Source organism: Aquipluma nitroreducens (assembly GCF_009689585.1).
In the GTDB taxonomy this organism is placed as follows: Bacteria; Bacteroidota; Bacteroidia; order Bacteroidales; family Prolixibacteraceae; genus Aquipluma; species Aquipluma nitroreducens.
This window is the reverse complement of the sequence record NZ_AP018694.1, coordinates 4,499,881-4,512,282: the sequence shown is the minus strand read 5'-3', so window position 1 is coordinate 4,512,282 and position 12,402 is coordinate 4,499,881. Positions and strand designations below refer to the sequence as shown.

The following is a 12,402-nucleotide window of genomic DNA, read 5'->3' as shown; positions in this document are numbered from 1 at the left end:
TAGTATGGAAATAGTAAAATCAATTCCAATTTTTATACTCGCTGGACTTTGTGAAATAGGTGGCGGTTACTTAATGTGGCTTTGGCTCAAAGAAGGCAAACCACTTTGGTATGGACTTTTAGGTGCTTTAATTCTTGCATTCTACGGTGTTGTTGCGACTTGGCAGACAGCAAACTTTGCAAGAGTATATGCAACTTACGGAGGGATTTTTATCGTAATGTCATTGCTTTGGGCTTATAAGTTTGACAATTACACGCCAGACAAATATGACATCATTGGAGCTGGAATTGCGTTGTTAGGTGTTTGCATAATTTATTACGCACCAAGACAATGAGAAGAAGGGCAGCACATAACAGCGGTTTGGCAAAAGCCGCGGTTATGTTCTTAATTGAACATTTGAGCTTCGTATCAAGTTCAGTGCTGGCAGACAGTTTTGTGCTTCGTAATCGCCACCTTCGCCAAGCCACAAAATGTTAGCACCAAGGTTAAACGCTTTTATGACATACGCTAAGGCCGTGAGAGAATTTATTTTCCCCCTCGCGCTTTGCCCTAAGGGGCAATTAGGAATCCCCCGCACAAAACAGCACATTTGCAAACTTGCGCAACCACACCCACAACCCAAGTTTGCAAAAGAGCTGTTTTTTTTGCCCTCGCGCCCGCTTCGTGCGTAGGACAGTACGAACTTGACAGATTCTAAAAAAAGGATAATGAACTTTTACAACAGATTATTGGTTTACATTTGCATCCTTGAATTATGAAAGAGAACGAAACCAAATTAGAGAACAGAAACATCAAACCAACAGCAATGCGAGAGTTGGTTTTGAAGGTTTTAAGCGAACAGACAACGGCCATTAGTTTAGCCGACCTTGAACAGGCTTTTGAGAAAGCCGACAAGGTTACACTTTATCGGACAATCAAAACTTTCGAAGAAAAAAAACTCATTCACAGTATCGACGATGGCAGTGTTTCTGTGAAGTATGCTTTGTGCCGTGAAACCTGTCAGTGCCACCCGGAAGACCTTCATGTTCATTTTCTTTGTACAAAATGTAAACAAACATTTTGCTTAACGGACATTCCCGTACCTTCAATAAATCTACCTGTTGATTTTTCTCTCGAAAATATTAATATGGTAGTGAAAGGTATTTGCGCGAATTGTCGAAAATAACTTTGCAACTAAGTTGCATCAACTTTTTTCTATCTTTGGCGTTAAATATCGCAGATGAAACTTTTTGCATACATATTATCTTTTGTTGTTTTGGCCCTCACTGCAATTCCTTGCGTTGATGTTTCAAAGGACAATTCCGTGCAAAAAACTGAACTTTCCAACACAACTTCTGACAACCATCAAAGCGATACCGACCATTGTTCTCCTTTCTGTACTTGCCAATGTTGCCAGACGAGTTTTTATGTTTCCAATATCGCTGTCACATTTACTGCTGACATTATGGAAATTAGCTATAATGAATATTCCTCAACTTTTCAAAGCATTGACCTGTTTGATTTTCTAATTCCCCCGAAATCTTAATTTCCTTTATTACTTAACTTGATACCTTTCATACTCTACCTTTAATGATCATAGATCAGAGTTTGGTATTATTTTAGGTAAACTTTCTTACAATGTTTTCATTTAGGAAGCAAATATCTTTTTGCGTTTATAGAATAAAGGAAGTACCAAATTGAAGCAGAAGATTAAAAAGAAAAAAAGAAAGAAAATCCGTCTTATACAGGTAGTTAAATGGGTTTTTATTACTCTGGCCTGTTTGATTTTAATTGCAGGGATATTTGGGCGGATTTATCACTTTTTCACCGTACATGTAAAATAATTAAATTATGATAGAACTAATCATTCGATTTTCGATAAAGAACAAGATAATTATCGGGTTATTTGCCCTTGCACTGGTTGCATGGGGAACATATTCGCTTGTTCATCTGCCCATTGATGCAGTTCCCGATATTACCAATAATCAGGTGCAGGTTATTTCGCGTGCGCCGTCACTGGCAGTACAGGAAGTGGAAAGCTTCATTACTGCCCCTGTAGAAGTGGCTGTTGCAAACATTCCCGATGTGTTGGAGCTTCGCTCAATATCACGTTTGGGTTTGTCTGTGGTTACCGTAGTTTTTAAAGACAATGTAGATATTTACTGGGCACGGCAGCAAATTGGCGAACGGCTGCGTGAGGCAGAAGAGGCTATTCCTGCTGGTTTGGCTAAAATTGAAATGGCTCCGATTTCGACTGGTTTAGGTGAAATATTTCAATATACTCTTGAAGTACAAAAAGGGTTCGAGGATAAATACACACCAATGGATTTGCGAACACATCAGGACTGGATTGTACGCCGCCAAATGCTTGGAACTCCCGGTGTAGCCGATGTAAACAGCTATGGAGGTTTCGTAAAACAATACGAGATAGCAGTAAACCCTGAAAGGCTCCGTGCAATGGGGCTTTCGCTCACCGATATTTTCGGAGCGCTCGAAAACAACAACGAGAACACAGGTAGTGCTTATATCGACAAAAAGCCCGAAGCTTATTTTATCCGTGGCATTGGACTGGTTAAGACACTTGAAGATATTGAGAACATTGTTGTAAAAAGTATAAATGGCATTCCTGTGCTGGTTCGCGATGTGGCAACAGTTCAATTCGGGAGTGCAACCCGTTACGGGGCATTGGTGTCTGACAATAAAGAAGCAGTGGGTGGTGTGGTAATGATGCTCAAAGGGGCAAATGCCAACGAAGTAATCAAGGATGTAAAAACAAAAATTGAATCCATTCAAAAATCATTGCCCGAAGGCATCGAAATTACCCCTTACCTCGACCGTACCCATTTGGTTGACCGTGCTATTGGTACAGTTTCACGCAACCTTGTTGAAGGAGCATTGATAGTTATTTTTATTCTGGTTCTTTTGTTGGGTAATCTTAGGGCAGGGCTTATTGTGGCTTCCGTTATCCCTTTGGCAATGCTTTTTGCAATATCGATGATGCGACTTTTTGGTGTGTCAGGAAACCTGATGAGCCTTGGTGCTATCGACTTTGGATTAATTGTAGATGGTGCTGTAATTATTGTTGAAAGCATAGTTCATCGAATATCGTTGAGCAAACACCACCATCAGGGAATTACCCGGTTTACTCAAAAACAGATGGACGATGAAGTATTTCAGGCATCGAGCAAAATAAGGACAGCCGCAGCATTTGGCGAAATCATTATCCTCATTGTTTACCTTCCGATATTGGCTTTGGTGGGTATCGAAGGTAAAATGTTCCGACCAATGGGGCAGGTAGTAGGGTTTGCCATTTTAGGGGCTTTCATTCTATCCCTTACATGGGTTCCAATGATTTCAGCTTTGTTCCTCAGTAAAAAAACAGAACACAAGCGAAATATTTCTGACCGGATTATGGATGTACTTCAAAAGGCATTCAACCCAATGATAAAACTTGCATTGCGCCATAAAATATCGGTGGTACTTATTTCCGTAACGATGTTAGTGGGCAGTATCTTTTTATTTAATCGTTTGGGGGGCGAATTTATCCCACAACTCGAAGAGGGCGACCTTGCCGGGTTGGTTATTACCCTTCAGGGAGGTTCACCCGCAAACACTGTTGAAGTTGTACAAAAAGCGAATAAAATATTGCGAGACAATTTTCCCGAGGTAAAGCATCTGGTATGTAAAATTGGTCCGGGCGAAATACCTACCGACCCTACTCCAATGGAAACGGGCGATTATATTATTACACTTAAAGATAAAGATGAGTGGACTTCAGCCGAAACCCGCGAAGAGCTGGTAGAGAAGATGGAAGAGAAACTGGGTGTTCTTGCTGGTGTAAAATTCGAATTCTCACAACCTATTCAACTTCGTTTTAATGAATTAATGACCGGGTCAAGGCAAGACGTGGCCATAAAATTATTCGGAGACAACCTCGACACCCTTGCCTTAAAAGCTACTGAAATCGAAAAATTGATTCAAAATACCGTTGGAATTGAAGATATTAGCGTAGAGAAGGTAACCGGGCTTGCTCAGATTCAGGTGGAATATAACCGACAGCGTTTGGCGCAATATGGTTTATCTGTGTCCGAGGTTAACAGTGTACTAAAAGCTGCTTTTGCAGGTAGTTCAGCAGGTGTTGTATTCGATGAAGAAAAACGTTTCGACCTCGTTGTTCGACTCGATAAAGAATACCGTCAGGACATTTCTGATGTAAGGAACCTTTCGGTTGCCTTGCCCGATGGTCGTTTGATCCCTCTTGAACAGGTTGCCAGCATCGAAATAAAAACCGGACCAGCACAAGTTTCAAGGGAAAACACAAAACGCAGGTTAACCATTGGTTTCAACGTGCGTGGCCGTGATGTTGAAAGTGTTGTGCGTGAAGCGCAATCAAACATCAATACAAACCTCGATTTACCAGTGGGATATTATACCACTTTCGGCGGTCAGTTCGAAAACCTTATTGCTGCCCGTGACCGTCTGTCCATTGCTGTTCCGGTAGCTTTACTGCTTATTTTTGTGCTATTGTTTTTCACGTTCCATTCGTTAAAACAAACCTTACTCATTTTTACTGCTGTTCCTATGGCTGCCATTGGCGGGGTGGTTGCATTATGGATGCGCGACATGAATTTCTCCATTTCGGCAGGTGTCGGTTTCATCGCCCTGTTTGGTGTGGCGGTACTTAACGGCATTGTGCTTATTGCTGAGTTTAACCGCCTCGAAAAGGAAGGTATTACCGATATTACAGAACGGGTACTAAAAGGGTTACACACCCGATTACGTCCGGTAGTAATGACAGCGGCAGTAGCTTCGCTCGGTTTTCTACCTATGGCTTTGTCAACATCGGCAGGTGCCGAAGTTCAAAAACCGTTGGCAACTGTAGTGATTGGAGGCCTCATTACATCAACCTTGTTAACGCTGGTTGTATTACCCGTGTTGTATATCCTGTTTTCCAAACGTAATTCCAGAAATTCTTCGGAAAAGAAAAATCTAAACGCAGGAATTGCAATACTGTTGTTATTGTTTGGTATTACTACATTCAGCACTGTAAATGCGCAATCTGCAAAAACTGTCACTTTGCAACAAGCTCTTCAAATGGCATTAGACAGCAACCTTATGGTGCGCTCGTCCGCCTATTCGATTGATGCACAAAAAGCATTGAAAGGGGCATCGTGGGACATTCCCAAAACAAACATAGAAGGCGAGTACGGACAGTTTAATTCCTATTCAAAAGATAACAGTGTCACCATTTCGCAATCACTTGCTTTTCCTACGGTTTATATCAACCAAAGCAAACTTGCCGATGCCAATGTGAAAAGCAGCGAATGGCAACTCAAAGCTTCGCAACTCGAAATTGCCACGCAGGTAAAACAAGTGTACTGGCAATTGGCTTATCTCTATTCAAAGCAAAAACTGTTAATGTACCAGGACAGTCTTTTTTCTGGTTTTCTAAGGGCTGCTGAGTTAAGGGCAAAAACAGGGGAAACCAACCGGCTCGAAATGATTACCGCCCGTTCGCAGAGCATGGAAATAAAAAACCTGTTGCAGCAAACAACTGCCGATTTGAGTATTTTCAGGAATAAACTGCAAACACTCTTAAATACCGATGCGGAATTAAGCCTTGCGGATACGGTTCTTCGTCGTTCGGGGTCAATATCTTCTGCTGAAAATATGGTCACTGATGCCAATCCATCGTTAGGGTTTATGAAGCAACAATCCGAAGTATCGCGAATTGAAAAGAACCTTGAACGTAGTCGCCTGATGCCCGATTTATCAGTTGGATATTTCAGCCAAACCATACAGGGAACTCAGGAAGTTGACGGCTTACCACGCACTTTTGGCACAGGCGACAGGTTTAACGGGGTTCAGGCTGGCATTACTGTTCCTTTGTGGTTTGCTCCCTATTCGGCAAAAATAAAAGCGGCAAAAATAAAAGAACAGGTTGCTGGCACAAATGCTGAATATTACAGGAAATCGCTCAACGGAACCTACCATTCGCTACTCGAAGAATATAGCAAGTTCAACAACAGTATTGCCTATTACGAGAAACAGGCCATCCCCGAGGCCGATCTTATCATTGATCAGGCTACCCATAGCTACAAAGCCGGGGCTTTGGATTATCTCGATTATATCCTGACACTGAACAGGGCGTTGACCATTAAGCAAAACTATATTGATGCGCTGAACGGCTACAACCAAACTATCATATCAATTGATTTTATCACAGGTAAAACATTTTAATTCATACGAAAATGAAAACATTAAAATATAGCATCTTTCTTTTATTAATGATTAGTGTGGCTGCATCTACGGGCTGCAAAGGGAAAAAAACCGACGAACACGGACATGCTGCCGAAACCCATGCAGAAGCAGGTGAAAAAGAGGGTGAAAAAGAACATGCTCATGTTGAAGGCGAAGAGGAAGGCGAACATGAAGAACTGCCCGAAGACATTGTGGAACTTAATGCCGAACAAATTGCCTATGCCGGAATTCAAATGGGTACAGTTGGGTTGCGTCAGGTGAGCGGGGCAATCAAAGCAAACGGTTTGGTTTCTACCGTACCCCAAAATACCGCATCGGTTAGTGTACCATTGGGAGGGTTTGTAAAATCATCAAATCTACTGCCCGGCAGCGTTGTTCGCAAGGGTCAAACACTCGCCATTGTCGAGAATACCGAATTTGTCGATCTTCAGCAAAACTATTTCGAAATCAAAAATAAATTTGAATTTGCCGAAGCGGAATACAACCGCCATCAGGAACTCTACAAAGAAGATGTGTATTCACAAAAAAGTATGCAACAAAATACTTCGGAATACAAGAACCTTAAAGCGCAATTAAAAGGGATTGAACAGAAACTCATGGTGATTGGAATTAGTCCGGCAACATTTACCGAAGACAAAATTTCGGCCTCAATTTCCATTATTTCGCCAATCAGTGGATCTGTAAAAACAGCCAATATAAGTATTGGCAGATATGTTTCTCCAGCCGATGTCCTATTCGAAATTGTGAACACAGACAAAATGTTGCTCGAACTTTCACTTTTCGAAAAAGATGCAAACAGCATAACAGTTGGTCAGGAGGTTCATTTTTCAATCAATAACGAAAACCACGAACACAAGGCAGTAATTTATCAGGTAGGCAAGTCAATTAACGCCGACAAAACCTACAAGGTATATGCAACCATTCAGCAACCTTGCCCAAATGTAATGCCGGGCATGTATGTGTTGGCACACATCGAGAAAACCGACAAACAGGTCACCGCTGTGCCTTCCGATGCGGTGGTTTCATTCGACAACAAGTATTACATTTTTGTATTCGAAAAAGAGAAGGAGGAAGCAGGAAAACCATTTACAGAATATCGCTTTATTGAAATTACCAAAGGCGACACCAACGATGGGTACACCGAAATCATGCTTCCTGTAAACTTCGATAAGGAAAATACAAGAATCGTGGTCAAAGGGGCTTATGACCTGCTTTCAGCAAAAAAGAACGCTGGTGAAATGAGTTGCGGTTAATCATTTTGGGGGTTGCAATTTGTATAAATCCGGATTGCAGCCCCTTAAAATAAAAAAGTACCAAACACAATTTCGCTTTCTATTCTATTGTTATATAAAACATTAACATAGTGGCCGTTCACTAAGTAAAATATTTTCTAATGAAAAAATATACGCTAAAAAATCTGGATTGCGCTTCGTGTGCTTCAAAAATTGAAGACAACCTGACAAAGCTGGGTGAAGTAAAATTTGTGACCGTGAATTTTGCAAATTCGACCATGACTATTGATACCGATAACATCGAAAAGGTAAAAAGTAAAATAAAGGAAATTGAACCGGAAGTTGAAGTAGAAGACAGTGATAAAAGGGAAAAAATAGTTTCGACAAGCGAACTCGCGGAAAACAAATGGACTATCATTAAAGCAATTTCCGGGCTTCTACTGTTAATCGCCGGAATGGTGTTCGAAGATGAAATTCATAATACACCTTTTCATATTGCTGAATATTTAGTGTTCGTAACCGGTTATCTGATTGTAGGTTGGAAAGTTATTTCATCGGCTGTGAAAAATATCATCAGGGGTCAATTCTTTGACGAACAATTCTTAATGACTATTGCTACACTTGGAGCTTTTGCAATTGATCAAATGCCCGAAGCAGTGGCGGTAATGCTATTTTATGTAGTGGGCGAATTGTTCCAGGATATTGCAGTTAACCGTTCCAGAAAATCAATCAAAGCATTGCTCGAAATAAAACCGGAATATGCAAATCTAGTGGTAGATGGAGAATCAACCAGGGTTTCACCGGAAAGCATTAAGGTTGGCGATACAATTATTGTGAAAGCCGGGGAGAAAATCCCCCTCGATGGCGAAGTAATCGATGGTAGTTCATTTGTCGATACTTCGGCTTTGACTGGTGAAAGTGTGCCAAGAAAAGTGAAGGACAAAGACGCCGTTTTATCAGGGACCATCAATCAAACAGGTGTGCTTACCATAAAGGTCACCAAATTATTCAGTGAATCGTCTGTATCGAAAATTCTGGAACTGGTCGAAAATGCCTCCTCTAAAAAAGCGGAAACCGAGAAATTCATTACCACATTTGCCAAATACTATACGCCAGTGGTGGTTGTCAGCGCCCTGTTACTGGCCATTCTGCCGCCTCTCTTAGTTAGCGGTCAAACATTCAGCGAATGGATATACCGTGCGTTGGTAGTGTTGGTTATTTCATGCCCATGTGCGTTGGTAATCAGCATTCCACTGGGTTATTTTGGAGGAATTGGAAGCGCATCAAGAAAAGGAATTTTGGTGAAAGGCTCTAACTTTCTGGATGCGTTGACACAGGTAAAAACCGTGGTGTTTGATAAAACAGGCACACTCACCAAGGGGGAGTTTATAGTTTCTGAGGTTGTTACCTCCAACGGTTTTACTAAAGAGGAAATACTGGAATATGCAGCTTACGCCGAAACCAATTCAAACCATCCGGTGGCCAAATCAATTTCAGACGCTTTTGGAAAGGATACTGATAGTAAAAGGATTAAACAAGTTGATGAGATTTCGGGGCATGGCATTAAGGCCGTAATTGACGGAAAAACTGTGCTTGCAGGTAATGATAAATTACTGCACAAAGAAAACATTGAACACCCTGTTTGTAACGTGGAAGGAACAGTGGTGCATGTAGCTATTGATAAGGTTTATATGGGTTATATAATTATTTCGGACACCCTGAAAGATGATGCCATTGAAGCAATAGAAAAACTAAAAGCAAAGAATATTCAAACAGTAATGCTAACCGGTGATAACCAATTTGCCGCCGCAGCCTTTGCCAAAAAATTAGGTATTGACAAATACTTCTATGAACTGTTGCCCGAAGATAAGGTAAAACATATCGAAACCTTGATGGAAGAAAGCAAGGGAGGGAAAGTGGCCTTTGTGGGTGACGGTATAAATGATGCCCCTGTCATTGCCCGCGCCGATATTGGAATAGCAATGGGCGCACTTGGCTCCGATGCTGCAATCGAAACTGCCGATGTGGTGCTGATGACCGATTCACCATCTAAAGTTTCCATAGCTATTGATGTTGCAAAAAGAACAAGGAAAATTGTCTGGCAGAATATTTTGTTTGCTATGGGAGTAAAACTTATTTTCATTGTTCTTGGTGTATTTGGCATTGCCACCATGTGGGAAGCGGTATTTGGTGATATGGGAGTTGCTTTGATAGCTGTTTTTAATGCGATCAGAATATTAAAAAACTAATTGAATGTTGTAAATGAAAATTCATCCGATGTTCAGAAAAGTAGCAAATATTGCTTTTGCCCTGTTTTTCTTGATGACTGCTTCGGGGTTGACCATACAGGAGAATTTTTGTTACGACAAACTGATATCCGTTTTTATTGATAAAACATCGGAAAAATGTTGTGATACTCCTTGTCCCGGATGCCACATAAAGGTCGTAACATTTAAAATAGCCGATACTTTTCTTAACGCCTCAAAAAAATAAGCAATAAAGCAAGATCAATCATTAAATGCCCATTTTTTGCTTGTGCTAATGAGAATTTCATCCTAAGTGTAAACAGACAAAAAATTCATAACCATTTAAATTTATTTTCTGCACCTAAGTTTGCTTTAAATCAGGCACAACTACAGGTGTTTTTGTGTTGAGATGATATTTAATTGCTCCGAAAAACAAATTTCGAAATAACAATTTAAGTTTCAATTAAATATTATCATTATGAAAACAAATAAATTAAAAATAATAATAGCAGCAATTTTTGCTGTAATAGGCCTAAACGCTAGTGCGCAAAAATGTGGGGTTTATAAAACTTATGAAGATTATTCAAATGGCAAAATGGAAGTTTTCATAGATTGTGCCAATAAAGATGGTAAAATTAAACCAAACGATTTTTTTAAAACAGATTATGTAACAGTAATTAAGAATGGTGAGAAAATTGATTTAAAGAAAGATGAAATATTTGGTTACCAGCTTTGTAATGGAGACTTTTTTCGTTTTTTAAATAATAACCGTTTAACTTTGGTAGATAAAAGTGGTTTGTGGATATTCTCCAAAGAAGTGGTAGTGTCTCATTCCCCGTTTACAGGTACGGAAAAGGTTACAAATTATTATTTTAGTAAAGATGGGAGCAGGGAAATCAAAAGCCTGACTTTTAGCAATCTAAAGGATGCCTTACCAGATAACAAAGTTCTATTTTCTGAAATGGAATTGCTATTTAGTTCAAATTCAGCCTTACATGCCCGGAATCAATCAACTGGTTCATTTAAAATAAACTCATTTTTGAATAGCAAAGGTTTGTAATGGCCTTAAATACCCTTCTAAATAGCCGACTCTGTGTCAGTCGGCTATTTTTAGAAGGGTTTAAACACAAAGCAAGCGCTTAAATATAATCCTTCGAATACCACATAAAGAGAAAATTATTACAGATTGATTATAAGAAGAATACGACCAATATCAGAAATGGTCAAACGCTAGTTATTCTGATATTTTTTATTTTCGCTGATAGAACCAAACAACAATATTGTTGAATAATAAAAGTTGATTATGGAAAACGACGAAATTGAAAAGAAACTTGAATCGAAAAACCTGAAACCAACAGCCATGCGAACATTGGTTTACAAGTCACTTGTTGATTCGGGGAAAGCGCTGAGCTTGGCGGATTTGGAGCAACGATTTGAAAAAGTCGAGCGTTCAACCATATTCAGGACGCTTAAAACATTTGAGGACAATTTCATTGTTCACCCTGTTGATGACGGAACTGGTTCGGTTAAGTATGCCGTTTGCGATGACGACTGTACCTGTAATTTACATGACTTGCACGTCCATTTTTATTGTAAGCACTGTGGGAGAACACGTTGCATGAAAGAACTTCCTATTCCCAACGTTAAATTGCCTGACGGCTACACCTACGAGAATGCTCAATTCATTATTAACGGGGTTTGTCCACGCTGCGAGTAACATTGCAACAGTGTTGCACTAACTTATTGGTAATTTTGATGTTGATATTATTAGAATATCTAACATTAAAAATTATTAATATGAAGTACTATTTTGAAAAAACAGTTAATTACTCTTTTGAAGATGCAGTAGAGAGGGTAACCGAAGAACTAAAAAAGGAAGGTTTCGGGGTTTTAACCGAGATTGATGTGGCTGCCACCCTGAAAAAGAAACTCGATGTGGATTTCCGAAAATACAAAATTCTTGGAGCGTGTAATCCACCTTTTGCATACAAAGCTTTACAGGCAGAGGATAAAATTGGAGTAATGCTACCCTGTAACGTCATTGTTCAGCAAGTATCAGATACCCAAACCGAGATAGCAGTTGTTGACCCGGTTGCATCCATGCAGGCTATTGAAAATGAACAATTGGGCGAAATCGCAAAAGAAATCAGGTCGAAATTGGAAAAAGTTATTTTGAATGTTTAATAATATTTAACCATGAAAATATTGAAATATCTCTTCATTATGCTAATGGCGTTTGGAATTTCACCATTACAAGCACAGGAAAACGAAAACTTTTATTTCTCTAAAATTGTTGAAGGAAGCTTTGAAGATGTTACCCAAAAGGTAAAATATGCTCTTAAAGCCCAAGGCTTTGGTGTCATTACCGAAATTGATATGGATGTTAAAATTAAAGAGAAACTGCCTGATGTGGAAATGAAACCATATAAAATATTGGGCGTTTGCAATCCTTCCTTTGCTTATAAAACATTGCAAATCGAAGAAAACATTGGCATATTTCTTCCTTGCAAAGCCGTTGTAAAGGATATTGGAAATGGTAAAATTGAAGTTGTAATCGTAAATCCGGCAGCTTTAATGGGAATGCTCAATAAACCAGAACTCGTCTCCATTGCAGGGGAAGTAAGCCAAAAGTTTCAGGCCGCTTTAAATAATTTATAAAAGGCAGCATATTTCTTTAAGTGGCT

At 39.7% G+C, this 12,402-nt stretch carries 10 protein-coding genes; all 10 read left to right on the top strand.

Translation table 11 applies throughout. From position 1 onward, the window contains the following. Positions 1–4: 4 nt before the first annotated feature. The 10 genes from AQPE_RS18970 (at position 5) to AQPE_RS18930 (ending at position 12,376) form a co-directional block, all read left to right on the top strand. A complete protein-coding gene (locus AQPE_RS18970; RefSeq protein ID WP_318348070.1) occupies positions 5–334 on the top strand; it encodes a YnfA family protein in 330 nt (109 codons plus the stop codon). Positions 335–754: 420 nt separating this feature from the next. Continuing rightward, complete coding sequence (locus tag AQPE_RS18965) at positions 755–1,165, top strand: Fur family transcriptional regulator (RefSeq protein WP_318348069.1); 411 nt, start codon at positions 755–757, stop codon at positions 1,163–1,165. A 54-nt stretch (positions 1,166–1,219) separates the two neighbouring features. Beyond that, entirely contained in the window at positions 1,220–1,525 is a 306-nt protein-coding gene (locus AQPE_RS23915) for a DUF6660 family protein (protein ID WP_404800987.1), read from the top strand. Positions 1,526–1,830: 305 nt separating this feature from the next. Further along, the gene (locus AQPE_RS18960) at positions 1,831–6,219 is read left to right on the top strand and encodes a CusA/CzcA family heavy metal efflux RND transporter (protein ID WP_318348068.1); all 4,389 of its coding nucleotides are present in this window, start codon (positions 1,831–1,833) and stop codon (positions 6,217–6,219) included. Positions 6,220–6,230: 11 nt separating this feature from the next. Next, positions 6,231–7,493, top strand: coding sequence for an efflux RND transporter periplasmic adaptor subunit (locus AQPE_RS18955; protein WP_318348067.1), 1,263 nt, complete (start codon positions 6,231–6,233; stop codon positions 7,491–7,493). 140 nt (positions 7,494–7,633) lie between these two features. After that, positions 7,634–9,721: a heavy metal translocating P-type ATPase gene (locus tag AQPE_RS18950; RefSeq protein WP_318348066.1), complete on the top strand. Its 2,088-nt coding sequence runs from the start codon at positions 7,634–7,636 to the stop codon at positions 9,719–9,721. 475 nt (positions 9,722–10,196) lie between these two features. Further along, positions 10,197–10,778, top strand: a complete 582-nt coding sequence (locus AQPE_RS18945) for a hypothetical protein (protein WP_318348065.1) — start codon at positions 10,197–10,199, stop codon at positions 10,776–10,778. 243 nt (positions 10,779–11,021) lie between these two features. After that, entirely contained in the window at positions 11,022–11,435 is a 414-nt protein-coding gene (locus AQPE_RS18940; protein ID WP_318348064.1) for a Fur family transcriptional regulator, read from the top strand. 80 nt (positions 11,436–11,515) lie between these two features. Continuing rightward, a complete protein-coding gene (locus tag AQPE_RS18935; RefSeq protein ID WP_318348063.1) occupies positions 11,516–11,902 on the top strand; it encodes a DUF302 domain-containing protein in 387 nt (128 codons plus the stop codon). Between the two features lie 12 nt (positions 11,903–11,914). Further along, complete coding sequence (locus AQPE_RS18930; RefSeq protein ID WP_318348062.1) at positions 11,915–12,376, top strand: DUF302 domain-containing protein; 462 nt, start codon at positions 11,915–11,917, stop codon at positions 12,374–12,376. Positions 12,377–12,402 lie beyond the last annotated feature (26 nt).